This window comes from Enterobacter sp. DC4, assembly GCF_000568095.1.
In the GTDB taxonomy this organism is placed as follows: domain Bacteria; phylum Pseudomonadota; class Gammaproteobacteria; order Enterobacterales; family Enterobacteriaceae; genus Enterobacter; species Enterobacter pseudoroggenkampii.
Genome location: NZ_AZUB01000007.1, coordinates 203,606 through 229,567 on the forward strand (window position 1 = coordinate 203,606; position 25,962 = coordinate 229,567).

Consider the following 25,962-nt stretch of genomic DNA (forward strand, 5'->3'; position numbering starts at 1 on the left):
GGCGGACTCCTTATTTCACAAAACGATCGGTCACGTACTGGCTGTAATCCGTTGCTACCGCGGGCACTTTGCCCTGCTCTTTTAGGAAGGTGGCGGTATCAACAATCGCTTTGTTTACCGGCCCGGTCAGCTGCTGCACCTGCTGCGCGGGGGTCAGATAGGTATTGCCCTTCACCAGTCCCGGCACGTCCGCTTCCGGCACGCCGCTCAGGCGGGAGAGTTTTTCCAGGTTGGCGGGCTGCTTTAGCCATTCATCCGGGTTACTGATGTACGGCTGCTGGGCGTCAATCGCGCTTTTCGCGAAGGCTTTCACCACCTCAGGATGTTTCTCGGCGAAGTCTTTACGCACGACCCACACGTCGAGCGTTGGCGCGCCCCACTGGCCCACTTTTTCGGAGTCGGTCAGCACGGTACCGTCTTTTTCCAGCTCGTTCACGGCCGGTGCCCACACATAGGCCCCGTCAATGTCGCCGCGCTGCCAGGCCGCGATAATCGCCGGCGGCTGGAGGTTGATAATCTGTACCTGCCCCGGCTTGATGCCCCAGTGTTTGAGCGCCGCCAGCAGGCTGTAGTGGGTGGTTGAGATAAACGGCACGGCGATGCGTTTGCCGATCAGGTCTTCCGGCTTGGTGATGTTTTTCTTCACCACCAGCGCTTCAGAGTTACCGAGCTGCGAGGCGAGCAGGAACACCTCAATCGGCACCTGCTGGCTGGCCGCGACCGCCAGCGGGCTGGAGCCGATATTGCCGATCTGCACGTCGCCGGAGGCTAACGCACGCACGACGGAGGCCCCGCTGTCGAACTTGCGCCAGTCGACTTTCGCGCCGCTCTCTTTGGCAAAGGTGTTGTCCGCCTGCGCGACTTTCGCCGGTTCCGCAGAAGTTTGATACGCGACGGTGACGTCCACCGCCTGCGCCTGAAATGCCCACAGCGCCAGTGCGCCGAGAAGTGTGATTCGCGATGAAATTGCCATAGTGCCTGCTCCCCTTGTTGTTATGAGGGCAGTATTTCCAACGCGAGAATTTTGATAAAGGAATAAAAATGAATCGCTCATAACGATTCGTTTTTAGATAAAAAGCGGGAAAGGATAGTTGGTTTTGTGCGGTTGGTTCATGCCGGGTGGCGGCTGCGCCTTACCCGGCCTACGGATCGCACAATGTGTAGGCCGGGTAAGGCGCAGCCGCCACCCGGCAAAGCACTCAGCGCTGCGCGTTCAGCTCAGCAATATCCTTCGGCGTGGTCCGACAGCAGCCGCCAATCAGCTTCGCTCCGGCGTCCAGCCACTGGGGCAGATACCCTGCCAGCGTCTCGCACGCTTCGCCGTGGTGATGCCAGGTTTTGGTTACCGCGTCATAATGCTCGCCCGAGTTCGGGTAAACCACCAGCGGCAGCGACGTCAGGCTTTGCAGGTGCTTCAGCGCCGCCGTGGTGTTTTCCAGTGCGATGCAGTTAATACCCAGCGCGACGATATGCGGAGAGTTGGCCAGCGCGCTGACCACGTCACGCAGGGGCGTACCGTCGCTCAGGTGCTCGCTGTCGCGCAGGGTAAAGGAGAACCACGCCCGGGCGCGGGGATATTCAGACAGCAACGCCGCCAGCGCCTTAATCTCCTCAAAGGACGGTAGGGTTTCGCAGGCCAGGAGGTCAGCGCCCGCATCCAGCAGCGCTTCCACGCGCGGGCGGTGGAAGTCGGTGAATGCTTCCGCACTGCGCACGTAGTCGCCGCGATACTCCGAGCCATCCGCCAGATAGGCGCCGTACGGCCCAACGGAGCCCGCCACCAGCAGCGTGCCCGCATGCGGATTTTCAGCCAGATACGCTTCGCGCGCCTTACGCGCCAGCTCCACGCTTCTGCCAATCAGCGCCCGGGACTGCGCCTCGTCCAGGCCGCGCGCCGCAAAACCCGCAGGCGTGGCCTGATAGCTGGCGGTGATCGCCACCTGCGCGCCCGCGCGGTAATAATCAAGATGCACTTCGCGGATAAGCTCAGGGTTTTCCATCAGCACTTTGGCAGACCAGAGGCTGTCTGCCAGGTTACAGCCGTGCGCTTCCAGCTCCGTCGCCATCGCGCCATCCAGCACCACAAACGGCTGCTTTTCAAGGAGGGCGGTAAGCGGATTATTCTGCGACATGTTCGGGCTCCTGCGATGTCATATTTCGGGTCAGATAGTAGGCACCATAACACAGGGCGACAAACGGAATCCCGCAATAAAGGGCAATGCGCTGGCTTGGGTCAAACCACAGGCCGACACAGGCCACCACGCAGAGGATAAAACCGAGCACCGGCACCAGCGGATACCACGGCGCGCGGTACTGCAGCGCAGAGAGCGGCTGACCGGACTGCAGATGACGACGACGGAAAACGAAGTGCGACGCGCAGATGCTGATCCAGACGGCCACCACCGCAAAGCCAGAAATCGCCGAGAGCGCGACAAACACCGTGTCCGGTGCCACGACGCTTGAGAATAGCGCCAGCACGCCACCGAGCATAGAGACCGAGAGCGCCGTCAGCGGCACGCCGTTTTTGTTCACGCGGGCAAAGCAGCGCGGGAGCGTTTTCTCATTAGAGAGCGACCACAGCATGCGCCCGGAGGCGTACAGTCCGGAGTTCGCCGCCGAGAGGATCGCCGTCAAAATCACAAAGTTAAAAATATCCGCCGCGTAAGGAATACCGACCTTTTCAAATACCAGCACGAACGGGCTCTTTTCCACGCCCGCCTGCTGCATCGGGATCAGCGCCGCCAGCACAAACACGGTGCCGATAAAGAAGATAATCAGGCGCGCAATGGTGGTGCGGATCGCGACCGGAATCACCTTGTGCGGATTTTCCGTTTCTCCCGCCGCGATGCCGATAAGTTCGGTCCCGGAGAAGGCAAAGTTCACCGCCACCATGGTCATCAGGATCGGCAGTCCGCCGTGCGGGAACCAGCCTTCGGCGGTGATGTTGCTTAAGCCCGGCGCGGGTGAACCGTCCTGCATCGGGATAAAGCCAAAGACCGCCGCACCGCCAAGGATAATAAAGGCGATGATGGTGATGACTTTCACCAGGGAGAACCAGAACTCGCCTTCCGCAAAGAAGCGCGTTGAGATGACGTTCAGGCCAAAAATCACCACGCAGAAGACCACGCACCACGCCCAGACGGGCACCTGCGGGAACCAGTACTGCATGCAGAACCCGGCGGCGGTAAAGCTCGACCCGAGCGCCACCGTCCAGGTGAGCCAGTAGAGCCACGCCACGGTGTAGCCCGTCGCCGGGCCAAGATAGCGCGCGGCATAGACGTGGAACGCGCCGGTTTCCGGCATCGCCACGGAAAGCTCGCCCAGACACTGCATCACCAGCCAGACCACCAGCGCGCCTATCAGGTACGCCAGCAGCGTGCCCGCCGCCCCGGTCGTGGAAATGATGTAGCCAGTATTGAAGAATAACCCTGTCCCAATCACGCCACCCAGCGAGAGCATGATCAGGTGGCGTGTTTTCATGGTGCGCTTGAGCTGCCCATTTTCTTGTTGTGTTTGCATATTACCTTCTATACGTATGGACATCTAAACATCCAAAGAAGGTGTGTTATACCGCGATTGTTAATAAAAAGCTAGATGACCAGACGCAAACGGGCGCGCCGCGCGCTGAGTCTGGGATGGGTTGTGAGGATCACATAGAGAATCGGACGCCAGGCCATAAGCACCTCCGCAAGCAGATACTTACAGCATGGTGCGGGAGAAGGCGATCTTCGGTCAGTCGAAAGTGGTATCCGTGAAGCGCGAAGTCATACCGTAACACTGCCCGCAGGACGGGTGCCACCCGATGCAAGGTTGGTAATTCTCACAATCAGTTCTATAGTCGACACAGTTTATGAGTAACCAGGACTGACTGATGCGCTTTAACGGACTGACTAAAGGTTTCTTTATTTTCATTCTCGCCCTTGTGACCTGGGCCTTCTTCGACGTGCTGTCGCCCTACTTCTCCGCGATACTGTGGGCCGCCATTCTGACCGTCATCTTCAACCCGGTAAAAAACAAGCTGCGCGCCGCGCTGGGGGATCGCAACGGGCTGGCCTCGCTGTTGACCATCGGTATTATATGCCTGATCGTCTTTATTCCGCTGATGGTGATCCTCTCCTCGCTCGCCATTGAGCTGAACGTGGTTTACACCAAACTGCAGGAGAACAACACCCAGTTCCCGGAGGTGGTGGCAAGCATCTTCAACCACCTGCCTGACTGGGCCAGCGGCTTCCTCGCGGATCACAACCTGACCAACGCGGCGCAGATCCAGAAAAAACTCTCCGATGTCGCCCTGCAGGGCGGACAGTATCTCGCCGGCAGCGCGTTTCTGATTGGCAAGGGAACGTTTGGCTTTGCGATTAGCTTCGGCATCATGCTGTATCTGCTGTTCTTCCTGCTGAAAGACGGCCCGTATCTGGTGCGCCAGATCCTCGACTCCCTGCCGCTGTCTGATTTCGCCAAGCAGCACCTGTTCGCCAAATTTGTCGGCGTGTCGCGCGCCACGGTAAAAGGGACGGCGGCAGTGGCCGTGGTTCAGGGCATACTCGGCGGGATTGCGTTTGCTATTGCGGGTATTGACGGCAGCGTGCTCTGGGGCGCATTGATGGCGTTCCTCTCTCTGGTGCCCGCCATCGGCTCGGCGATTGTCTGGGTGCCTGCCGCCATCTTCCTGTTCGCCACGCACCAGATCTGGCAAGGGCTGTTTATTGTCGGCTTCTTCGTGATCGTCGTCGGGCTGGTGGACAATATCCTGCGCCCGCTGCTGGTGGGGAAAGACACCAAAATGCCGGACTACCTGATTCTGATCTCCACCCTCGGCGGCATGGAGCTGTACGGCATTAACGGTTTTGTGATTGGGCCACTCATCGCCGCGCTGTTTATCGCCTGCTGGAACCTCTTCTCAGGGCGCGATCACGAAGGTAACGCCGAAGAGCTGGACCCCGATTTCATCGAAGAAGGAAAAAACCCTCCAGATTTGTAAGGACGTGACGATAAAGACCACACCAGGCGGCGCTGTGCCGCCTTTTTTTTACGCCTTAAATCAAACGTTTTCTATAATTTAAAGAACGCCATCCTACTCATGTCGTAAAAGGATCATCTGGTGCGAATCGCGACGATAACAAACTGGGCCTATGGTGCCACGGTCTGCCTGACCATCGCCTCCGGCATTATCATGCTGTTGGCATCCAATGCTGACACGGCAGAGCGCCAAGCCGTTGAGCAGCGACAGCGATTTGATCAGCTCACAGAGGATGTTGAGACAGACGCCTGGGCACAGTCCGATTTAGCACGCCTCTATGTCATCAAAAAAGATCCCCAAACGTTAAAAGAATACAATCAGTCAGAGAATTACCTTAAGAACATTGAAATACGGCTGGAAAAACTGCGGGACAACGGCGCATCGGATGATGAGCTCTCCCTGCTGCGCGAAGGCATAAAAATCATCGATGAGCTGCAGGACGAACAGCAAACCGCCCTCGCCAGCCTTGAACGCGGAGAAGACGCCCAGGCCGTTGCCTTACTCTATGGTCAGCCCTATGAGCAGGAGCTGGATCGCGCGCAGAATCAGATCGATCACTTTCGCCAGATACTGGACAAGCGCGTTATCGGCTCCGTTAAAGATGCGACAAAAAAATCGAAAGCGCTGCGTACCGCCTCTGAGCTGACGGTCGGCCTGACCGCCCTGCTGTTCCTGTTTGTGCTCGGCTTTATATTGAAACGCCGCGTGCTGCGTCCCGTGGTGCGCCTGAGCGACGTGGTGCACCGTCTGGCATCCCAGGATTACGCGGTTGAAACGCCCAATTTCAACCAGATCGATGAGATAGGCGATATGGCCCAGGCCATCAGCATCTTCCGTGAAAACGGCCTGGCACGACAGCGTCTGGAAAAAGAGCGCGATGCCGACTGGGCCATCCGCGAGCTGCTGGCGCGCATGACCCAGCGGCTGCAGGGGTGTGAGAACTTTAACGATGTGATTAACGTGGCGGAGCTGTTTGCCCCCAATATCGCACCGGGGATCGCGGGCCGGCTCTACGTCCTTGACCGCGAGCCGTGGCAGATGCGCTGCGTCGCGCAGTGGCTTTCGCCGGTTGGTGAAGAGACGACATTCCATCCGGACGAGTGCTGGGCCGTGCGACGCGGGCAGAGTCACCCGCCGGTGAACGGTGAGCCGGATATTGCCTGCTACCATCTTCCGGCATCCCAGGCGGAAAGCGCGCTTTGCGTGCCGCTTATCGCTCAGGGCGAGGCCATTGGCCTGCTCTCCTTCCAGAATATCACGGCGGACAATGCCCCTTCCCGCGCGTATCTGGAGCTGATGGCCGAGGCGCTCGGGCTGGCGCTGGCCAACCAGCGTCTGCGCGACGCGTTGCTGGAAAAAGCGTTGTTTGACCCGCTCACCGGCCTGCGTAATCGTCACCATCTGGAAGATACCCTGCAAACCCAAACGGCACAGGCGATACGCACTGGCGTGCCCTTAAGCTGCATGATGATTGATATCGACCACTTCAAGAGCATTAATGACCGTTTCGGCCATGAAGCGGGCGATCTGGTGATCAAAAGCGTGGCGTCAATTGTTCAGCGGGCCGCACATGACAACGGACTGGCATTCCGCTACGGCGGCGAGGAGTTTCTGGTGCTGCTTTCCGGTGCCGATGAAGCAGAAGCGTACGCCTGCGCGCAGAAGATTTACACCGGCGTGCATGAGCTGTCGCTTCGCTACGGGCTGACCGAGATTGGGCCGGTGGACGTGTCGATTGGCATTGCCAGCTACCCGCAGCATGCCCAGACCGACAACCTGCTGCGCGCTGCGGATGTGGCGCTATACCGGGCAAAAGAGCTGGGACGCGCGCGGATTGTGAGTTTTGGGATGCTGGAGGCGGGCTGACGCTGATTCTCGCGCCCTGACTTTCCCTGGTTCAGGCGCGCGTGATAGCCCAAAGCACCACAATCCCCAGGGCATTGCTCCGCTTTTCCACATACAGGGTGGTATCGGAATAAACGTTACCCTGCGGGTTACAGATGCGGATCTCCTTCTTTAATTCCGGCTCGTAGACTTCCGCACCCGAGCAGCTGTGGCGGGTACTGGACTCATACCGGTAAGGTTTGCTCCAGGCCGAATAGTCCCCCTCCAGCAGCCAGGCCGTTGTAAAGACCACGAACATGGCAACCGGCAGACTGCAAATAAAGAAGCCGAGGTAGATTTTTACCGCGCCAGCAAGATGCTTACCTTCCAGTCTCCCCTTTCTGATGAAATAGACCATCGGCACCAGCGCCAGCAGCAACGCCCCACAGGCAAGGTACTGCTCCCCGCGGATAGAAAGGTATGTCACGCGGTAAATGTTGACTGACCAGACCACAAAACCCGATAGCAGTGCTATCCCGCTCGCGATGAGTGGGATCCAAAAGGAAAAACGCGCTTTTTTCATGGTGGACTCGTCCTTGTCATTCTTGTCGGGTCAGAAGGTCAATCATTGCCCGGGTGGCTGCTGACTGACGCCGGTGCGGGGCAAACAGCACGGAGAAAGGTCGCGATCGTCCCCGAAGGTGCGGCAGCACCTCAACTAACTGGCCGCCCTGTATTCTGTCGCGAACGATAAATTCATAGCTCTGGCAGATCCCCATCCCCTGCTCCGCCAGCGAAACCACGCCGAGTACATCGTCTGATATTTCAATGGTTGAACCCGGCAACCAGTCAATATCGCGCCCTTCATCATAAAATACCCAGGGGGCGATACGACCGGTGCGCGGCATGATAAACGGCAGGCACTGATGGCCCTGCAGCTCTTCCAGCGTCTGAGGCTTTCCTCTCCGATGCAGGTAGTCCGGGGAGGCGACCAGAAGCAATGCCGCGTCTTCCAGCTTACGCGCCACAAGTCCACTGTCAGGCAACTGTCCCAGACGGATCGCCAGATCGAACCCCTCTGCGATCAGGTCAACGTTGCGATTGGTAATGTTCAGCTCCACCTGTACGCGTGGGTAGCGTTGATTATAGTGCGCCAGCAGCGGCGGCAGGCGGTAGTGGGCATAGGTGGTCGGGACACTCATTCTCACGCGACCGGTCAGATCGCCTTCCTGACCCCGGCCAACGCGTTCGGCGTCATCGAGCAGAGAAAACGCTGAGCGCGCCTGCTCAAGATAGACGCGTCCGGCTTCGGTCAGCCCCACCCGGCGGGTCGTGCGCTGTAACAGCTGCCGTCCAAGACGCGCTTCCAGGCGAGTGACCGCGCGGCTCAGTACCGAAGGGGTGGTTGAAAGGGCAACCGCTGCGCCCGTAAATGAGCCGTGTTCAACCACAGCAATGAAGACTTCAACGTCGCCGAGGTAATCAAATTTCCGGCTCATTTTGCTCTCTCAGGAACAAATGTTTTTCAATTTGGCTAATTTATCTCCCGTTGGGCGATGAGTAAAGTGGCCAGCATTCATCACATGAACGTTCCACTGGAGCCTGTCAATGTTCAACCGTCCCCATATTCTGTCCGCCATCGCAATGGCGGCGTTGTTCTCTTTCCCAAGTGTTGTCAACGCGGCGAACCACCCGCCTCTGGAGCGCTGGCGAAGCTACGCCGGTGTGAGCTGGGATACCGCTCAAGACGGAAAGATACCTGCGACGTTTTCCGGTTCGGTCAATGCCCCTATTGCAGGTATCCACTTTGATGCAATGGACCGGGCCTTTGTCAGCACACCCCGGCTGGTTTCCGCCGCAGCACCCGCCACGTTAAGCATTCTGGATACGACGGCGCAGTCTGGCCCTGCCCGCCTGACGGCATTTCCCTCCCGCGAGGGGAATGCGGTGAACACCGATCCCGCTCAGAGCCTGCGCAACGTGCTCGGTTTTTATATTGACCGTAAAAACGGCTGGCTATGGGCGCTGGACATGGGGTTTGTTGCAGGCGAAACAGAGTCCCCCGCGGGGGCGCAGAAACTGGTCGTACTGGATCTCCACTCTGGCCGCACCATCAAACGCATCGCCCTGGACGGCGTCGCGGACCGCAAGGCCAGCTTTCTGAATGATGTGGTGGTCGATGAGAACCGCCGTGTCGCCTATATCTCCGACAGCGGCTCGCGGAGTGCGCCTGAAAACCAGGTGGGACTAATTATCGCTGATTTCGCTACCGGTATAGCCCGGCGCGTGCTCGATCGTCACCCTGCGCTGCAGATTGAGCCAGGCGTTAACGTCGTCTCGCACGGGACTGAAGTCTGGCCTGGTAAACCATTACTGATTGGTATCAATGGCATTGCGCTTTCACCCGATGCGGGCACGCTGTACTGGACGGTGACAACCGGCACGCGCGCCTATGCGGTACCGACTGCGATACTGAGGCAGCCTGCGTCAACCAATGCGCAAATTGCCGGGCAGATCCGCGATCTGGGTCGCGTGGGGGGCAACACCGACGGAATGGTGACAGATGTAAAAGGTAACCTCTACATTACCGATGTCACACGCAATGGTATCGTCAGATACGATCCTGAAACCCATGCCATGTCGCTGATTGCGGCAAGCGAAGAGGTGCGCTGGCCAGACACGCCGGCAATCCGTCCGAACGGGGAGATGGTATTTACCTCAAGTCGCCTCAATGACCACTTCGCGGGAGCCGTTAAACCGGGAGAAGAACGCTATGATTTGTGGCGCTTGCGTCTCGATGCTTCAAAGAATTAGTCGCGCGTCACCTCAGTAATCAATATCGACAATCCATTCATGTCATGACTTTTTTTAGCCATCTCACGGTATTTGGTTGGGGAGAGTCCATATTGATTCGAGAACGCTCTGCTGAACGTTGACGGCTCTTCGTAGCCTAACATTGTAAATATATCTGAAACAGAGAGCTGCGTATGTCTGAGCATATGCGCGGCTTTTTCAAGTTTCCGGCTTCGAATATAGAGACCGATACTTATGCCACACTCCTGGCGAAAGTTTCGTTGAATATAAGCCAATGAATAACCGGATTTTCGCGCCACATCCAGAACGGTAATAGGTCTATATAAATTCGAGTCAATCCAGTGAGTCAGGGACTTAATTACAGTTTCACGATCTTTTAAGAGAGTAAACTTTATACACATAAGTATCCACGAAATTTTATTTACAAGAAGGCCGCTGGCAACGTCATCCAATGACAATTGAAAATAATATTTCCTAAAAGAAAAATCACCCTAATAATAGGGTGAGAGAATGCTTACTGTATTTTAGTGAGATGTCTTTGCAACATCCTCATTTTGTTCAGGACCATACAGTTTCATAAACGCATTAACGGAGGCCTGCGCTTTCATGACAATTTCACTTTCGTCTGGCTGATCCTTTCGCGCTTTTAAAAGCAAGGGTTCAAGGATACCGGCCTGGAGAAGAGAGCGAAAATACTCAGCGGCCAGCACAGGGTCATCTTTTCTTAAGATATTTTGATTCATTAAATCGGTGAAAAGCGCCGATACGTTTGAACGCAGTTTTTGCATTCGCTCATAATATAACTCTCCGATTCCCGACCTTCCGGCTTCGGAAATCATTAATCTTTGCAAATCCACAATATCCGGTGAACAAATATAGCGTAAAAAGGCAACGGCAAATTGCTCGATGACCAGCTGTGGTGATTTTCTGAAAAGGCGCACCTGCCCTGCAGTTTCAATAGTCATGCTCTTTATATACTGTTCAGTTTCTGAAGACATGCATTCTACAAATAGCTCTTCTTTCGAAGAAAAGTGACTGTAAATTGTCGATTTTGAGCCACCCACAATCGCATTAATCTCTGAGATAGACGTGGCATCAAATCCCTTTTGTCGAAACAGCCCGGATGCGACTTCCAGAATCTGTTGCCGTTTAAGCGCTCTTTTATCCATATGTTTCCTCGTTAGTTTAGGTGTCTGACCGGGGCCAACACTTTTTGTTCTCTGATTTCGGAATCACGTCTGGTAGTAGGGTTCGTAATCGTACTGACGAGTACATTTTCATTTGACGACGCTCAGAAGTCAAGATATAAAGTGTACCGTACTGTACGGTACTGTATTTGGACTTCTCTATGAACAGCATGACGAGCGTACTGATGAAAGGTTTTCAGGAGACACTACTGGGATGTCGTATTTCCGGTTTAACCCGGTCCAGGATAGTGATGGGCTGTGTTGTCATTTCCGCCATCAGTATGAGCGGATGCGCCATGATCCCCGACCTTGGCACCCCACCGCCTATGAAGACGGTCACACAACTTAAAAGCGATCAAAGTTTCCCACATCAGAACGGCCAGTGGCCGAAAGATGACTGGTGGAAGAAATACGGTGACGAGCAGCTCAACGGGCTGATTGATGACGCGCTTAAAAATTCCCCTACGCTTAACATCGCCGAAGCTCGCGTGAAACAAGCGCAGGCGATGACGCAAAGTGCGAGCGGTTCGCTTTTCCCTGAGGTCACCGCAAACGCCAGCTTTATGCGGGACAAAATGAGTTACAACTATGTGACGCCTGAAAGCGCAACGCCTCAAAACTGGAACAGCTATGGTCGTACCACGCTGGATATGAGCTGGGAAATAGATTTTTGGGGTAAAAACCGCGCCGCGCTCGCGGCTGCAACGTCAGGAGAAATGGCGGCTGTCGCGGAAAAAGCGCAAACAAGGCTGGTGCTCTCTTCGTCTGTTGTTACCGTTTATGCGGAGCTGGCGCATTTATACACCGTACGCGAAACGCTTAACGATACCCTCACTATACGAACCAGTACGCTCGCGTTGTTCCAGCAACGACATGATGCGGGGCTAGAAGATTTATCCAGCCTTCAACAGGTTGAGACGCGTCAACTCAACGCAAAAGCAAATCTGGTGGCAATAGAGGAAGCGATTGCGATCAAAAAACATGCCCTCGCTGCATTGATCGGTGACGGGCCCGACAGATCGCTGGCCATAACCGCGCCAAAGGCATCGCTTTTAGCGCATGAGGAACTTCCTCCCAATATTGCGCTGGATCTGATTGGTCGACGTCCTGATATTGTCGCGGCACGTTTACGCGCAGAGGCTGCAGCAGAGCAAATCAAACAGAAAAAAGCCGGTTTTTACCCCAGCGTTAATCTGGTTGCCTTTGCCGGGTTCCAGTCACTGGGTATTAACAACCTTACCCGGAGTGGCTCAGCAATTGGCAGTTTTGGTCCGGCCATATCGTTGCCAATATTTAATACGCAAAAGCTACAGGGTGATTTGAAATACGCCAGCGGTGAATATGATATTGCGGTGAACGTTTATAACGCCACGTTAACGAATGCACTTCGTGAAGTGAGCGATGCACTCACCAGCAGAGCCTCTCTGAAAGACGAGATGCTTTATTCTCAGGGTGCAGTCACGTCGGCAGAAAAAGCGTATTCGCTCACCAGACAAAGGTATGAAGGAAAGGTCGCTGATTATCTCGACGTTTTATCCTCGGAAGATGAGCTGGTTGCGGCCCGCAGAAAATTAGCCGATGTAAATTCCCGTGCCTTTACGATTGACGTCGCATTAGCGCGTGCATTGGGCGGTGGATATACCTCGAGCAAACAGTGATTTTTAACACCAGGTTAATTACTAAATAGTGGAAAGAAAGGAAATAAAATGAGTCATTCTGCAGCTATTGAAAATCAAAATATTGAATCATCCGATATCAAAAAGAAAAAAAGAAAACGTTTATTCTCTTATCTTGCATTAAGCATCGCGCTGGCTGGCGCAGGCTCGTTCGCATATTGGGAATTAGTGGGTTCTCGCTATGTTGAGACCGATAACGCCTATACCGATGTCGAGTCCGCTCAGCTCTCTTCCGCGATCACCGGTACGGTAAGTGCCATCCTCGTCACGGATTCTCAGGTGGTAAAAAAAGGCGATGTTCTGATCCAGCTGGATCCTACTGATGCAGAGTTAGCCCTTAATCAGGCAGAAGCAAACCTGAACCTGTCTATTCGGCGGGTCAATGGATATAAGGCTACCGACACAAAACTCGGCGCTGAAGTTGTGGCAAATGAAAAAGAGCAAAAACGTCTGCTGGCCCAGGTTGATGCCGCAAACGCTGACTTCCAGCGCGCGACGGTTGACCTCAAGCGACGCGAGGCGCTCATGCAGACAGGCGCGATTTCAGGCGACGAACTGACGCGTATTCAAAACGTTTATGCTTCCGCTCTGGCAAACCTGAATGCCGCTAAAGCCGCCGTGGCGCAAGCCGATGCAGCAAGACAGGCGGCAGTGGGTGCAAGACAGGCGAATGCCGTAATGATTGAGGATGCAAATACCGAGACCAACCCAGAAGTCGCTCTCGCCAGAGCAAAGCGCGATCAGGCCAGACTGGATCTGGAAAGAACCGTGATCCGTTCGCCAGTTGATGGCGTGGTTGCTCGTCGCCAGGTCGAGCTTGGGCAACGTGTCCAGCCTTCCACGCCGTTATTGTCCGTGGTGCCGGTACAGCAAATTCACGTCAATGCCAACTTCAAGGAAGTTCAGCTCCAGCATGTGAAAGTGGGGCAGAAAGTGGAACTGGTGAGCGATCTGTATGGCGACAACGTTCCTTTCCATGGAACGGTAGAAGGCTTTGATGGCGGTACCGGCGCAGCGTTTTCAGTTATTCCTGCGCAGAACGCAACGGGTAACTGGATTAAGGTTGTTCAGCGTTTGCCCGTGCGCATCAAACTCAATGCTGATGAGCTTGCAGCACATCCGTTGCGGGTTGGGCTGTCCATGAAAGCGACAGTTAATTTAAAAAGTGAATAACGGAAACCAGGCCATGTCTACATTCGTTATCGATAACCAGCCGCCTTCGCTGAAGGGCGGTATGTTATGGGTGGGTGCCCTGGTTCTTGCAATGGCAAACTTTTTAGCCGTACTCAATATGACCATTGCAAACGTGACTCAACCCAACATGGCTGGCGCCCTGGGCGCAGGAACCAGCCAGGGAACCTGGATCATCACGGCCTATGCCGTGGCTGAAGCCATAACGGTGCCGCTATCAGGATGGTTAACCACCCGGTTCGGCGGCGTGCGCGTTTTCTGCATTTCCGTGTTCATGTTTGGCATTTTTTCTTTGCTTTGCGGCCTTTCCACTTCTCTGGGAATGCTGCTGCTGATGAGGGTTTTTCAAGGCATGGCGGGAGGCCCCCTGATGGCCTTATCACAAACGTTGCTCCTGCGTATTTTCCCGAAAGAAAAATCCATGCAGGCGACGGGATTATGGGCAATGACCACATTGCTGGCACCCGTTATAGGCCCGGTTCTCGGTGGCTGGATTTGCGATCATTACAGCTGGTCGTGGGTGTTTATCATCAACGTTCCGATGGCCATCGCTTTTTCAGTCATCGCGTGGTCAGTATTAAAAATCTTCGAAGATGAGCTGGTTAATAACGCTATTGATATCGTTGGGTTTGTTTTACTGGTTATCTGGGTTGGTGCACTGCAGATCATGCTGGATGAAGGGAAAGACCTTGACTGGTTTGCCTCAGAAGAAATTTGGGTTCTGGCGATTGTGGCCTGTATCGGCTTTTTAAGTTTCTGCATCTGGGAGCTGACCGCTGACCATCCGATTGTCGATATCAGCGTTTTTCGCCATCGTGGTTTTTCGGCCAGCATGTTTGTTCTCGCACTCGCGTTTGGGTGTTTTTTTGGTCTGAATGTCCTCACGCCTTTGTGGCTACAATATAACTTAGGGTATACAACAACATGGGCAGGGATTGTGGTTGCCTGGGGCGGCCTTCTGCAGGTGGTCTTCTCTCCGGTTGCCGCTAACCTTTCCAACAGAATCGATCCGCGCATTCTTATCTTCTTTGGCTGTGCCTGGCTCGGTCTCGATACCTTCTGGCGCTCCTATGCGACGACCGATATGGATTACTGGTCCATCTGTGTCCCTTTGTTATTCATGGGCGTTGGCATGCCGTTGTACTATGTCCCGATTACGGGGCTTGCAATGGGCTCTGTAGATGAAGCGGAAATGCCCTCGGCGGCCGGGTTAATGAACTTTGTTCGAACGTTATCAGGCGCGTTTGCCACATCGCTCGTGACAACGTCCTGGCAGGACCAGCGCTATATTGCGCATGACAGACTGGCGTCCGTCGTTGACCCGACAGGCGATCTTTCACAGTACATCAACTCGGCGCCTCAGCAAGGTGGGCAGTTTGTTAGGGAGCTTTTTGACAAGATGGTTAACAGCCAAAGCATGATGCTTTCCACCAATAATCTGATGATGTCGATAGGCGTCATATTCTTTATCGCTGCTTTTGCTATTGCTTTAGCACCGAAACCCTCTCGCGTTGTTGATGCCGCTTCTGTAGGACATTAATCGTTATTCAGCACAGGGATGTGAGCGTCAAATAAAAGAGAACATTTAATGGAAGAAATACCAGGACTTTCTGTACAGGAAAAGCGTTACTTAATATCAGAAACATATTGTTCAATATATAAAAAAGTGGACGCTTCCCAGTGGAAGAAGCGTCCTAAATCAGGCAATTATTCAGACACAGATTGAAACCGTTAACTGACGATCTCATCGATAATATCGCATACTCCCTACTGTTCATTATTTACATTTTCTGCCATCGCCTACCTGTTTCGCCACTCTTTCTCGCTGGGTCACCGACTCGGTCACAACTTCCGACACGTGAATAAACCGGTCTTTTTGACAGCGGAAAGGTTTAAACTTTTCGTGATATTCTTTCTTTACGCCCCTTAGTTCCTATACTCGAGCCATATTCGCCACTGTATTAACACCTGTCACGCGCAATACGTTGTGTATGACAGATGAAGATATTTTGTTCTGGAAAAACGTCTATGTCGAAACTGGATTTGAGGTCCAAAAAAACCTGGGGCGCGCTGGCTGCAATCGCCGTTGTCGCCGGTACATTAGCATCTGCTTTTGCATGGACGGCGGGCTGGCTTGGTTCACGCACGGTCAGCCAGGCACTGGTAGGGGAAACACCGAAACCCTTCCCGCCGGGTTTTCGCCGCGCGCATGGAAAAGGCATCTGCTTTGCCGGCACCTTTACGCCAAACGGCTCGGCGGTTTCTCTTTCTGCCTCCCGCCTCTTCTCGCAGCAGGAAGTGCCCGTGGTGGGTCGATTCTCTATTGGTACTGGCGATCCGCATGCCCCGGATAGTACGACCAAAACCCTGAGCATGGCGCTGCTGCTGAAGACAGATGACAAGCAACAATGGCGGATGGCGATGAACAACGAGCCTTTCTTCGCCACGCACAGCCCGGAAGGTTTTCTGGCCTTGCGAAAAGCCACGGCCATTGATGCGGCCACCGGAAAACCGGATCCGCAGCGTCTGGCAGACTTTTTGAAAGCGTACCCGGAGGCGGAGAAATACCTTAAATGGGCGGCACAAAAACCTGCGCCCGGCAGCTTCGCGGGCGCGACGTTTTACAGCATTAACGCCTTTTACCTTGTGAACGCGCAGGGAGATCGCCAGGCCGTTCGCTGGATGATGCGTCCGCACGAGTCTTTCCTGTCGATAAGCGATGAGCAACGACAGAAAGCCGATGACAATTTCCTGTTCGAAAACCTGCGTCAGCGCCTGGCGCAGAAGCCACTCTACTGGGATTACGTTTTGCAGCTCGCACAGCCGGGCGATCCGGTGGATGACCCATCCCAGCCATGGCCGGACGATCGCAAAAAGGTGGTAGCCGGTACGCTGGAAGTGACGCGGGTCGAAGCACAATCCACAGGCGCGTGCCGCGACGTTAACTTTGATCCTTCTGTCGTTCCCGCAGGCGTTGCGGTGTCTGATGATCCCATCTTAAACGCCCGCTCCGCTGCCTACTCCCACTCTTTCAGCCGCCGTGAGCGGGAAATCGGCTACGGCAAGGCCACCGAAGCCGTGCAAAAGCAGGAGGTAAAATGAGCTCAAATAAAGATATGCGAGGGCACGCGCCGCAGCATTTCAATACCCTGGCGCGAAGCCTGCACTGGCTGATGGCGGTGATGATCCTGGCCATGCTTTTCATCGGTGCCGCGATGATGACGTCGTTACATCACCGGATTTGGTTAATCGACCTCCACCGGCCGCTGGGTATCGCCATTTTACTGCTGGCACTGGTTCGTCTGGTCAACCGCCTCCTGAGCCGCACGCCCCCACTTCCTGCCGATTTGCCCGTCTGGCAGGTGCTTGCCGCAAAGGCATCACACTGGATGCTGTATGGGTTAATGCTGGCTATGCCGCTGCTGGGCTGGGCGCAGCTGTCGGCTGCGGGCCTGCCAATTGTCATGTTTGATGGCGTCAACCTGCCGGCGATTGTCCCGAACAGTCCAGCACTCTATGCCTGGTGTCACGACGCCCATAGCCTTCTGGCAAAGTTGCTTTTTGCCGTGGTGCTGGTCCATCTCTCCGCCGCACTCGTTCATGCGTGGATCTACCGGGACACAGTGTTTGCCAGCATGGCGAAAGGGGGTAAGTCGGCGTCAGCCATCCGGGATAACGTGAAGTAAGGCAAGCGGTAGGGGACACGCACAATCAGAATGTTCGTGTCCTCGCTTATCATCATCATCCTGAAACAGCGCACACAACCGGGGCGCGTATTTCGTCGCCAGATTCGCGCGCCAAAAAGCCACGGACACCCCGCAATTATCGTGGAAGATAATATCTCTCAATTAAAGCGGTTATTTTTTAAACAGAAGAGCATTTATGCCCGCAATTTTAGCTTTTATCAAAAAGTTAAGCGTCGCTCTAGTATCAAACACCCTGACACTCGCAACACCTAACTCATTGATTAAAATGAGTTTACATCAATAAAAACGATAAAACCCCCTACTCCCCAACAAAATATATCAACTCGTGTGATATCTAAATTATAATTCTTATACTTCTGTTAAAAAGGTGGAGGTCAAAATGCGATTAACCCTACTGCTGTTATGCTGTCTGGTACAAAGTGTAACCTGGGCTGGCGACCTGCCAAAACCAGTTGGTAAACCCATTTTAACGATTTACGGTAATATAGAAAATACCAATGAAAATGGAAAAGCAGTGTTTGATCTCGCCAGCCTTGAAAAACTCGGAGTAGTGAGTTTCGAGACGACTTCCCCCTGGTATAACGGTCGTACGAAGTTTGAGGGTGTCCCCATGAGCAAGCTCATGGATTATGTGGGTGCAAAAGGTACGAACGTTAATGTTATTGCGCTCAATGATTACTCAACCGTCATCCCTCTCAGCGACTTTAAAAAATACAACGCCATCCTTGCCTTAAAGGTCAATGGCGAATATATGCGCATCCGCGATAAAGGCCCATCGTTCATTGTATACCCCTATGACAGTCTTCCTGAGTTGAATAATCAGATTTATTACTCACGATCAGCATGGCAGGTAAGCAAAATGAAGATTGAGTAGTCGTTCAGGAGAACATAATGAACAGGATACTGGTTGGTATCATTTTTTCTCTTTTTATCACGACAGGATATATTGCATACCTTGTTTATGATCGACAGCAGGAATTGCAAAAACTGACTCAATACACTGAGTCCTGGTCCGTGGCACAACTGGTATCAGAGTATTACCGTTTTGAATCATGGCTTGGTCTATACGCAACCGATACTGATGACGTTACGATAGACCAGGTCCGTATGCGCCTCGAAATTATGCTCAGTCAGGGCGATTTAATGAAGGGGGGCGATTTAGGTCGCTACATTGACAGCGATAAAACGCATCAGGAGCTCGCTTTACGCTTAGAAAAAATACTGGCCTATCTGGATAGCCATCTTGAAAAAATGAGCCATCCGGAGTTACAGGCATACCTGACAAATATGCATGAGCTCGACGCACCGCTCAGCCAGCTGTCTGCAACAGCATTAACAAAAGATATTAACACTGTTAATGAATCCAACAACAAAATACAAATCCTGTATTATATTTATTCCGCACTTTCTTTGCTTCTGGTGATTTTAAGCTTTATTCTTGGCTTCTTAATGATCTACCAGAATAAAAACATTCTGAAAGCACACATGCAGGTTAAAAGCCTGGCTGACGAACTTCAAATATCAAAAGAAAAACTGCAAATTCAGAACTCGAAGCTGGAATATGATGTTTATCATGACTCCCTCACCGGCATGAAAAACCGCCTTTTCTTCTGGGACGATCTCAACAAAATTAATCTTCAGGCAGATAAAAACCACGTCCCCGTCACGGTGATGTTATTTGATTTAGACCGCTTCAAAGAGGTCAACGATACCTATGGCCATGATACGGGAGATTTGCTGCTGAATCAGGTATCCCGACGGCTGACCTCGATGAGCAGCGCAACGGATACGTTTTACCGTTTGGGCGGCGATGAATTCGCCCTTCTCTCCAGCGGACTCACGGAAACCGCCGCCGTTTCGCGCGCCAAAGAAATCAGCGATCATATCAGCCAGCCCTATACGATTAATAATCAGCTGATAAAAATTGCCACCTGCGTGGGCATCGTTTTATCAGATAATGAACGACGCTCTGATTATCTTTACAAATTTGCCGACCTGGCCCTCTACGAAGCGAAAAAAGAAGGTTCGCAGCAGATCAAAGTCTTCCGGCAGTGGATGCTGCAAAGACTGCAGGAAAGCAGGACCCTTGAACATGATATGGCTCTGGCGATCGATCACAATGAATTCGTTGTGTATTACCAGCCTATTGTCGATGCATTCAGCAATGAAATTTACGGCTATGAAGCGCTTATTCGCTGGATACACCCGGTGAAAGGGATACTCGCGCCAGATTATTTTATTTCCGTCGCTGAAAAAACGGGGATGATCAATGAGATCGGCAAGTCGGTGCTTGAGATGGCCTGCCGGGAAGCGGTGTCCTGGGCGGTGCCGGCCAGGATCTCGGTGAACGTCTCACCCGTTCAGCTAGGCACTAAATCGTTTACCACGATGGTACAGTCCATTCTGAAAGAGACGGGGCTGCCGGCCAACCGACTTGAGTTAGAGGTAACAGAGTCTTCGCTCTTCAGTGACAGCAACATGCCGATCACTATTCTCAAAAAGCTCCGGGCACTGGGCGTAAAAATTTCCATCGATGATTTCGGAACGGGATATTCCTCGCTTTCACGACTGAGTGAACTTAATTTTGATAAAATTAAAATCGACAAATCCTTTGTGAACCCGATATCCACGCAGGATGATGCCCTAAATATCGTTAAGTTAATTACCGGCATGGCGAAGAGCCTCAATATGCGGGTCATTGCTGAAGGTGTTGAAACCGAAGCGCAGCTTGAACGTCTTCAGGCGCTTGGCTGCGATCTCGTGCAGGGATACCTGTTCGGAAAACCACAGGCTGAGATTGACAGGAAGATTAGATACGGTTGAAATGGTTGTGCGGTTGTTTCTGGCCCTAAATCATGTAGACGATTGATAATCAAAGGTTAAACAATGAAAAAAACAGCCCCGGCCTATACGCCTGTTGATTTATCTCGTTGGCCAAGGAAGGAGCATTTTGAAGTCTTCCAGTCATTTGCTGAATGCACAATTAACCAAACCGTTCTGATCGACATTACCGCGCTGCGAAAACATATCAAAGCGGTGGGCTGGAAGTTTTACCCCACTATCATTTTTCTCCTGTCTAACATCATGAACCGGCATCCTGAGTTCCGCATGGCCATGAAGGACAATGAGCTCGTCGTCTGGAATGAAATTCATCCAAGCTATACGATTTTCCATCCCGAAACGGAGACGTTTTCGTCGCTATGGAGCCATTATGACGGCAATATTCATCACTTTCAGAACACGTATGCAGAAGATACGGCCCGCTATGGCAATAACCTTTCTTACTGGCCCAAGGAAGAGTCACGGGAAAATGTCTTTTTCGTGTCGTCGATTCCTTGGGTAACGTTTACGAACTTTAATATGAACATTGCGCACATGAAGAACTTCTTTTCGCCTATGTTCACGTTTGGAAAATACTACGAGCAGGATGGAAAAGTGCTGTTGCCTATGGCGGTGCAGGTTCATCATTCGGTGTGCGATGGCTTCCATGTGGCAAGGATGTTTAATGAGTTGCAGGAGATGTGTGATGGTTTGTTGGGGCTGAAGGAAGAATGAAATGGCTAATGCACTAAAATATTTTGATAGGTAGCTGGCAGCAAGGGATACTGTTATAACGGCTGTCCGAAATGCATGTGCTACCCTATGTTCTCAGTTTTATTACGATTCGAGGGAAGGAATTGGATATCTATACAGGTGGTAATCGCTTTTCTGGCTATTTCCTGACAATGGCCTCATTAGAAGTGAATCAACTAATGAATACAGCGCTCGCGGTATCGGGATTTCATATTAAAGATGCTCTGACACGCATGCGTTTTCAAGACAATGTGCGTGATTTTGGAAAATATCAACTGGCAGCCATCAGGAATGGCGCGACGGAACAGGAATGTCAGCTGTGTATCCAGAATATTCGCGAGGAAAATAATAATCTGAAGATTCAGGACAGAATGCTCAGAACAGGTGAGTCTGTTCTCACGGCATCAGTCAGGATCTATGAAGAGAATGGTAAATACTTTGGTTATGCCATCGATTTTATCGGTGTAGTCATTTCCGGTTTGCAGGTTGCAGGCGGTATTGGAGTTATTGCCTCATCCGTTCCGGTCGGAAATATGCTTGGGATCATAGCTGGCGCAACGCTGGTACTTAATGGCGTATCTTCAGCAGCAGAGAGTGTCCAGAAGTTGGCGGGAAAGGCGTCACCCATCAATTTTATGCGTGATGGCTTTGAAGGTTCGGCAGAATTTCTGGGCTTTGACCGCAAAGTGGGTTTACTTGCTTATCAGATGGTAGATCTAAGTACGTCCTATTATGGCATGTTCAAACTCACTCTGAAGCCCGATGCCTGGCGTCTGTACCGTTATCTCGCCCCGGACTTCATGAGACAGGTAAACACCATGAGCCGGACGGCCCTGGCGATTAAGGGCGCCGGAGCAACGTTGAAAGGCGCCAAAATTGGGCATACTCTTTACCAATTGCAGAGTAACGATAAAACGCAGTGAGACCCCTACCGGCCTTTCATCATTTTATGCGCTTTCCATGAAAGGCCTAGCGGTATCAGATACCAGACTGCAATCACGCCAAAAACTGCAACAGGTAGGTAATATACCAGCATAGAGGGAGTATAAAAGACGGGAAGGAAAATCAGCGGTGCCAGGATAAGGATCAGACAAATCACTCCACCATAAAAACGCTTACTTAGATCATCCACTAAAGTTGAAAGCGTTTCGCCAGCATTTTCATTCCTGCTTAATACCTCTTTCAGACGAGATAATTGCTTACGCGAAAAACCATTATCTAGTAGATCTTTTTCCGTCAGTTCACTGGCCACTTGCTCGCCTATCTTCATGATTGGTATGTTCATGCAAGGATACCTTTAAGATGAGCTTTTTTAAACACTAACCTTTCTAACGAATTTCTGAGATAGCAGGCAGGTGAAAATAAACCAGCATTATCTGTAAGATTATAGGCTTTCGTTCTGGATTTCACTTCATCTCTCTAGTGTACATTAAGCTTCAATGTGGGCATCACTCTCGACCTTACTCTGAATGTCCCAACTTATGCCCCATACAAAATAGCCCACCAGACGAAAACACTGACAAAAGGCTTATCCTCCGGCTGCCAATCCCGGATTATCAACCTCTACCAAAAAATTGAGGCCTGGATGGAAGCCAGACGGGCCAAAGAAACAGCCATTGAGAACCTCAGGGCTCTGCGCCAGCATCAGACCTAACCTGAACAGGTCAGTAAAGATAATCGGGAGTAGGTCAGGGAATTGCTAGACCAGAAAGGCGGCATCGTAACGCCGGAGATGAAATCTCTTCGGGCTGAGTATCTGGAACAACAGGAAACAGCTACAGAAGTAGCCGGACTGATTACTGAAAAAGAAGAGCTGCTGCCGGTACTGGTTGACGCGACCGCGCATAAGGCAAATGTCTATGTGAACTGCCATCATGGCATCACTCAGGAGCGTATCGATGAGCTTTACGAGTCTTACAGTGCCGAATTGAGCAACCTGCTCAGGATGAAGTACAGACAATTTGAGTGGAATAGCTTAGAGCATAAACCGGGCATTATTGAAGGGGCAAATGATGCAGATAAGCTGTATCGTGAATTTATCCTGAATCTAATGTTGAAGTCGACGAATGAAATATTGCCGTTGAGAATCCGTGAAGACGTGATGAGTCTGACCGGTTCAGCACCGGTATCAGGATCACATGACGACCGAAAAAAAAAGCTGTTCTGACCTGAACAGAAAAGCTCACTTAAGCCTGGCCAGTGCCGGGTTTTTTGATGTCTGTAGCATGAGTGCATGCCTATACTGCATGAAATCGCATGACTATATGCACTTGCATTTTTACTTCTCAGGCCCGATAAGGCGCGCTTAAGAGCCTATCATGCAACTGCATGAAAGCCACTCCATAAAGCGGGCAGTCGTGGTGGGGTTACGAGCGCGCGTTAATGGGTTAAAGTGAGTTTCACATCTTCGTTAGATGTGTGTGGTTTTATGCTTACGCTGGAGGTCCATATTTACCTCGGCTTTGGTGAGGTGATGTGTTTCATCATGAGGTCTAGGCGATAAGAGAATGTGCTAATAGAAATTGCAGCATGAAAACAATGTTTAATTCACGAACTGTGGCGCCATTAAGGGGCAATAAGGAAAGGGCCGCTTAGCGGCCCACCTTAGCTTCAACGTATAGTGTGTCTGATTAGCAGCAGAGACCAAACTTATCGCGAACGTTTGTCCTCGTTTGTTTCAAAAGCCAATGCTGAAAGCATTGTGATTCATTAATTTTTGAAATTTTCAAAAATCAACTTCGCAGTTAAAGCATAAAAATACTACAACTATTCATAGGGGGTTCGCAACTCTTTTCTGTAAAGAATTTGCTCGAGGTTTTTATTTCCTAGCCAGTTAAAAAACACCACCTTACCTCTGAAGAAATTGATAGTACGCTGTATTTCAGCCGTTGGCTTCGATTTTTTCCCTGAAGGATAAAAAGCTCTATAGGCTTTAATTTTATATTTATCATCAAGAACAGGACAAGATAACACATCGGATATCAACAATGTCATTTCGCAATCATTTTTATTGCTTGCATTATCTTTGAATTTATCAAGTATTATATTCCCAACCCTTTCAATAAGCGCTGCACAATCATTCCGCCCATGGATATAGTACAAAATACTGCAAATTACAAAATAACTTAACCCCTCGGAGTCATTCATTTTAGAATCAATGAAATCAATCAAATAACTTTGATCGAAATAATATTCACCGCCCAATTCCTTTAAGGCGATAAGAATATTAGAAAACTCGACATATCCACCACCTGAATAACTAATAACATTCTTCAAAGACAATGCAACTTCATCCAAAAGATTTTTCTTTAATACCTCTTTAATATCATCATCGAATCGCTCAGCAAATGCATTCACTTCCAATATTATTTGACATGCTACATATGTCGGCCTAACTCTATTATCCATCGAATAAACAAAGAAAATCACTTCTAATTGTACAGATACGAACCTCATTAGTTTTAGATACCGTTTTTCATCATATGAATAGATAGATAATATCTTCAACAATGAAAATAATTTTTTCTTCAATGCCATTAATAGATAACTCGAAACTTGATCAAAAGTTATCTCGTTTCTTTTAATAACAACCTTTATAGATTTTATAATTTCTCCAGCACGGCTGAATTTTTTCTTTCTTTTATCTAACAAAAAAACACTATCTATTTTCCCTAAGTCATCTCCCATATTTTTTCTAGAGATCAAACTATTAATTTCATACATTGACTCGACATCTACAATATCACTATATACGTCGTCAATAACTTGCTTCAATTCATATTTTGCTATCGTTAACCCTGTAATAAATGGTCTTGCAGTCGTTTCTTTTTTCGATTCATTCAAATAAAGCTTATAATGTTCGAGTTCAGAAGATAGCACCATTTCAATCTTTGAGAGATGCATCTCATCGGAAACAAAGATAAAATAGTCATCAACATATCTTTTAATTACATAATCGTCATTGAAATTAAGATTAAACAATTTGCTCAATTTCTCAATGATGTTTAAATCTATTCTTTGCAAAATGATTTCCGCATAGATTCTTGAAACTTCAGGGCCGATTAATATTCCATTCGTCTCCCCATGATTAAAATCTCTGAAAAGTTTATCAAGAGCTCCCTCAAAATGAGTACTGTCCGTATTCTCTTTTGCATATTTTTTATTTTTAACAGCCCAAGCTAAACTATGAGTGTAAATATGTGAAAAACATTTAGATATATCAAATTTCACCATGTATTCGTACTTCCTTTCAAGGCGGTGAAATTCAAAAGATTCATAAAATTTATAAAGAAAAGGATATTTCCTATAAGAGAAATATGATGAAGCAGTCTGACTTTGCAAATCGAAGCCGTCAACCACTAAATCAACCCCCCCATCTTTTAATCTAACCCTATCCTTTAAGAAGTCTTTTTCATAATAGTAGGTCCCGATCTTATTAGGATATCTTAGAGAAATATCACTTATCGAACATAAATGAATTATAAGGTGTTCATACTGCTTATAAAAATGACATATTTTGAGTTGATGCGCTGGATGTATAATTGCCAAACTACGGAAACTCGCTTGGCCTTTTTTTATTTTGTATGTGTACGGAACAGTAGTTTTAAAATTTTCAAATGAGAATAATTCCTTGAATTCGCATGGCAAATCATCCCTGCTTATAATATGATAAAAATCTTCATTAGAAAAAAGGATAGGTACTTCATAAGGTAATACGTCGGTTAGTAGAACCCTGTTATAATCACCTTTTTTTATTTTTATTTTCATTTACCAACATCTCCTTATGTCATTTATCTCTTTAAAAGTAAAACTTACTTTTCTCCTATTATTAAAACCACTCAAAAAAGAGTACTTCCTTAATGTTCTTAATAATTCCCTATCTTCCTTTATTATTAATTGACTGCCTAAGCTACAACGGCATGAAAATAACATTTTATTTTTAATTAAATCTAAAACTTTAAGTTGATCAA

The 25,962-nt window shown here is 50.4% G+C and carries 23 protein-coding genes; 13 read left to right on the forward strand and 10 right to left on the reverse strand.

All coding sequences use genetic code 11. The features are described from left to right. Positions 1–10 precede the first annotated feature (10 nt). From tauA to mmuP, 3 genes are all read right to left on the reverse strand, one after another. Positions 11–973 carry a taurine ABC transporter substrate-binding protein gene (tauA, locus tag P349_RS05025; protein WP_001018397.1) on the reverse strand — a complete coding sequence of 321 codons (963 nt, stop codon included), beginning with the start codon at positions 971–973 and terminating at the stop codon, positions 11–13. 226 nt (positions 974–1,199) lie between these two features. Beyond that, positions 1,200–2,132: a homocysteine S-methyltransferase gene (mmuM, locus tag P349_RS05020; protein WP_032646116.1), complete on the reverse strand. Its 933-nt coding sequence runs from the start codon at positions 2,130–2,132 to the stop codon at positions 1,200–1,202. Further along, the gene (mmuP, locus tag P349_RS05015) at positions 2,119–3,519 is read right to left on the reverse strand and encodes an S-methylmethionine permease (RefSeq protein WP_008503244.1); all 1,401 of its coding nucleotides are present in this window, start codon (positions 3,517–3,519) and stop codon (positions 2,119–2,121) included. Before mmuP ends, mmuM begins: the two co-directional genes overlap by 14 nt. A 352-nt stretch (positions 3,520–3,871) precedes the next feature. Between mmuP and P349_RS05010 the strand changes: the two genes are divergently transcribed. After that, on the forward strand, positions 3,872–4,981 hold the full coding sequence (locus P349_RS05010) for an AI-2E family transporter (protein WP_024906767.1): 1,110 nt from the start codon (positions 3,872–3,874) through the stop codon (positions 4,979–4,981). A gap of 120 nt (positions 4,982–5,101) precedes the next feature. Further along, positions 5,102–6,886, forward strand: a complete 1,785-nt coding sequence (locus tag P349_RS05005; RefSeq protein ID WP_024906766.1) for a diguanylate cyclase — start codon at positions 5,102–5,104, stop codon at positions 6,884–6,886. Positions 6,887–6,917: 31 nt separating this feature from the next. Here P349_RS05005 and P349_RS05000 read toward each other — a convergent pair whose 3' ends face one another. Together P349_RS05000 and P349_RS04995 are read right to left on the reverse strand one after the other, a co-directional pair. Further along, a complete protein-coding gene (locus P349_RS05000; RefSeq protein ID WP_032646115.1) occupies positions 6,918–7,427 on the reverse strand; it encodes a hypothetical protein in 510 nt (169 codons plus the stop codon). A 16-nt stretch (positions 7,428–7,443) separates the two neighbouring features. After that, a complete protein-coding gene (locus tag P349_RS04995) occupies positions 7,444–8,343 on the reverse strand; it encodes a LysR family transcriptional regulator (protein ID WP_032646113.1) in 900 nt (299 codons plus the stop codon). Between the two features lie 109 nt (positions 8,344–8,452). On the opposite strand from P349_RS04995, the gene P349_RS04990 reads away from it, so the two are divergent. After that, positions 8,453–9,658 (forward strand): L-dopachrome tautomerase-related protein, encoded by a 1,206-nt coding sequence (locus P349_RS04990; RefSeq protein WP_032646112.1) that lies wholly within the window; start codon positions 8,453–8,455, stop codon positions 9,656–9,658. On the opposite strand, the gene P349_RS04985 is transcribed toward P349_RS04990, so the two are convergent. Further along, positions 9,655–10,059 carry a helix-turn-helix domain-containing protein gene (locus P349_RS04985; RefSeq protein ID WP_023326759.1) on the reverse strand — a complete coding sequence of 135 codons (405 nt, stop codon included), beginning with the start codon at positions 10,057–10,059 and terminating at the stop codon, positions 9,655–9,657. The two genes, P349_RS04990 and P349_RS04985, sit on opposite strands and share 4 nt — an antisense overlap. Positions 10,060–10,182: 123 nt before the next feature. After that, positions 10,183–10,827, reverse strand: a complete 645-nt coding sequence (locus P349_RS04980; protein WP_032646111.1) for a TetR/AcrR family transcriptional regulator — start codon at positions 10,825–10,827, stop codon at positions 10,183–10,185. Between the two features lie 179 nt (positions 10,828–11,006). On the opposite strand from P349_RS04980, the gene P349_RS04975 reads away from it, so the two are divergent. The 9 genes from P349_RS04975 to P349_RS04935 all read left to right on the forward strand — a co-directional run bounded on the left by P349_RS04975 (position 11,007) and on the right by P349_RS04935 (position 21,915). After that, entirely contained in the window at positions 11,007–12,503 is a 1,497-nt protein-coding gene (locus P349_RS04975; RefSeq protein WP_152540052.1) for an efflux transporter outer membrane subunit, read from the forward strand. Between the two features lie 48 nt (positions 12,504–12,551). Further along, the gene (locus P349_RS04970; protein WP_032646109.1) at positions 12,552–13,694 is read left to right on the forward strand and encodes an HlyD family secretion protein; all 1,143 of its coding nucleotides are present in this window, start codon (positions 12,552–12,554) and stop codon (positions 13,692–13,694) included. Positions 13,695–13,707: 13 nt separating this feature from the next. Then, a complete protein-coding gene (locus P349_RS04965; protein WP_032646108.1) occupies positions 13,708–15,252 on the forward strand; it encodes a DHA2 family efflux MFS transporter permease subunit in 1,545 nt (514 codons plus the stop codon). A gap of 488 nt (positions 15,253–15,740) precedes the next feature. Beyond that, positions 15,741–16,814: a catalase family peroxidase gene (locus P349_RS04960; protein WP_032646107.1), complete on the forward strand. Its 1,074-nt coding sequence runs from the start codon at positions 15,741–15,743 to the stop codon at positions 16,812–16,814. Next, positions 16,811–17,398 carry a cytochrome b gene (locus P349_RS04955; RefSeq protein WP_050597516.1) on the forward strand — a complete coding sequence of 196 codons (588 nt, stop codon included), beginning with the start codon at positions 16,811–16,813 and terminating at the stop codon, positions 17,396–17,398. Before P349_RS04960 ends, P349_RS04955 begins: the two co-directional genes overlap by 4 nt. 400 nt (positions 17,399–17,798) lie before the next feature. Then, positions 17,799–18,293, forward strand: a complete 495-nt coding sequence (locus P349_RS04950) for a molybdopterin-dependent oxidoreductase (protein ID WP_024909477.1) — start codon at positions 17,799–17,801, stop codon at positions 18,291–18,293. Positions 18,294–18,310: 17 nt separating this feature from the next. Beyond that, on the forward strand, positions 18,311–20,242 hold the full coding sequence (locus P349_RS04945) for a putative bifunctional diguanylate cyclase/phosphodiesterase (RefSeq protein WP_032646104.1): 1,932 nt from the start codon (positions 18,311–18,313) through the stop codon (positions 20,240–20,242). Positions 20,243–20,305: 63 nt separating this feature from the next. Continuing rightward, a complete protein-coding gene (gene catA, locus P349_RS04940; protein WP_032646103.1) occupies positions 20,306–20,974 on the forward strand; it encodes a type A chloramphenicol O-acetyltransferase in 669 nt (222 codons plus the stop codon). 122 nt (positions 20,975–21,096) lie between these two features. Next, positions 21,097–21,915, forward strand: coding sequence for a DUF4225 domain-containing protein (locus tag P349_RS04935; RefSeq protein ID WP_032646239.1), 819 nt, complete (start codon positions 21,097–21,099; stop codon positions 21,913–21,915). A 5-nt stretch (positions 21,916–21,920) separates the two neighbouring features. Here P349_RS04935 and P349_RS04930 read toward each other — a convergent pair whose 3' ends face one another. Further along, a complete protein-coding gene (locus P349_RS04930) occupies positions 21,921–22,277 on the reverse strand; it encodes a hypothetical protein (RefSeq protein WP_238550714.1) in 357 nt (118 codons plus the stop codon). 411 nt (positions 22,278–22,688) lie between these two features. On the opposite strand from P349_RS04930, the gene P349_RS0124585 reads away from it, so the two are divergent. After that, positions 22,689–23,159, forward strand: coding sequence for a hypothetical protein (locus P349_RS0124585; protein WP_050597517.1), 471 nt, complete (start codon positions 22,689–22,691; stop codon positions 23,157–23,159). Positions 23,160–23,758: 599 nt separating this feature from the next. Here the strand turns inward: P349_RS0124585 and drt3b are convergent. Together drt3b and P349_RS26885 are read right to left on the reverse strand one after the other, a co-directional pair. Continuing rightward, positions 23,759–25,759 carry an antiviral reverse transcriptase Drt3b gene (drt3b, locus tag P349_RS04925; RefSeq protein ID WP_032646102.1) on the reverse strand — a complete coding sequence of 667 codons (2,001 nt, stop codon included), beginning with the start codon at positions 25,757–25,759 and terminating at the stop codon, positions 23,759–23,761. Beyond that, positions 25,760–25,962: hypothetical protein (locus tag P349_RS26885; protein WP_238552260.1), on the reverse strand; the 203-nt coding region annotated here is incomplete at its 5' end. It lies immediately after the preceding gene.

What these genes read in the sequence shown, in the direction of transcription:
- tauA (WP_001018397.1), bottom strand. Translation starts at nt 973, where the DNA reads ATGGCAATTTCATCGCGAATCACACTTCTCGGCGCACTGGCGCTGTGG.
- mmuM (WP_032646116.1), bottom strand. Translation starts at nt 2,132, where the DNA reads ATGTCGCAGAATAATCCGCTTACCGCCCTCCTTGAAAAGCAGCCGTTT.
- mmuP (WP_008503244.1), bottom strand. Translation starts at nt 3,519, where the DNA reads ATGCAAACACAACAAGAAAATGGGCAGCTCAAGCGCACCATGAAAACA.
- P349_RS05010 (WP_024906767.1), top strand. Translation starts at nt 3,872, where the DNA reads ATGCGCTTTAACGGACTGACTAAAGGTTTCTTTATTTTCATTCTCGCC.
- P349_RS05000 (WP_032646115.1), bottom strand. Translation starts at nt 7,427, where the DNA reads ATGAAAAAAGCGCGTTTTTCCTTTTGGATCCCACTCATCGCGAGCGGG.
- P349_RS04995 (WP_032646113.1), bottom strand. Translation starts at nt 8,343, where the DNA reads ATGAGCCGGAAATTTGATTACCTCGGCGACGTTGAAGTCTTCATTGCT.
- P349_RS04990 (WP_032646112.1), top strand. Translation starts at nt 8,453, where the DNA reads ATGTTCAACCGTCCCCATATTCTGTCCGCCATCGCAATGGCGGCGTTG.
- P349_RS04985 (WP_023326759.1), bottom strand. Translation starts at nt 10,059, where the DNA reads ATGTGTATAAAGTTTACTCTCTTAAAAGATCGTGAAACTGTAATTAAG.
- P349_RS04980 (WP_032646111.1), bottom strand. Translation starts at nt 10,827, where the DNA reads ATGGATAAAAGAGCGCTTAAACGGCAACAGATTCTGGAAGTCGCATCC.
- P349_RS04975 (WP_152540052.1), top strand. Translation starts at nt 11,007, where the DNA reads ATGAACAGCATGACGAGCGTACTGATGAAAGGTTTTCAGGAGACACTA.
- P349_RS04970 (WP_032646109.1), top strand. Translation starts at nt 12,552, where the DNA reads ATGAGTCATTCTGCAGCTATTGAAAATCAAAATATTGAATCATCCGAT.
- P349_RS04965 (WP_032646108.1), top strand. Translation starts at nt 13,708, where the DNA reads ATGTCTACATTCGTTATCGATAACCAGCCGCCTTCGCTGAAGGGCGGT.
- P349_RS04960 (WP_032646107.1), top strand. Translation starts at nt 15,741, where the DNA reads ATGTCGAAACTGGATTTGAGGTCCAAAAAAACCTGGGGCGCGCTGGCT.
- P349_RS04955 (WP_050597516.1), top strand. Translation starts at nt 16,811, where the DNA reads ATGAGCTCAAATAAAGATATGCGAGGGCACGCGCCGCAGCATTTCAAT.
- P349_RS04950 (WP_024909477.1), top strand. Translation starts at nt 17,799, where the DNA reads ATGCGATTAACCCTACTGCTGTTATGCTGTCTGGTACAAAGTGTAACC.
- P349_RS04945 (WP_032646104.1), top strand. Translation starts at nt 18,311, where the DNA reads ATGAACAGGATACTGGTTGGTATCATTTTTTCTCTTTTTATCACGACA.
- catA (WP_032646103.1), top strand. Translation starts at nt 20,306, where the DNA reads ATGAAAAAAACAGCCCCGGCCTATACGCCTGTTGATTTATCTCGTTGG.
- P349_RS04930 (WP_238550714.1), bottom strand. Translation starts at nt 22,277, where the DNA reads ATGAACATACCAATCATGAAGATAGGCGAGCAAGTGGCCAGTGAACTG.
- drt3b (WP_032646102.1), bottom strand. Translation starts at nt 25,759, where the DNA reads ATGAAAATAAAAATAAAAAAAGGTGATTATAACAGGGTTCTACTAACC.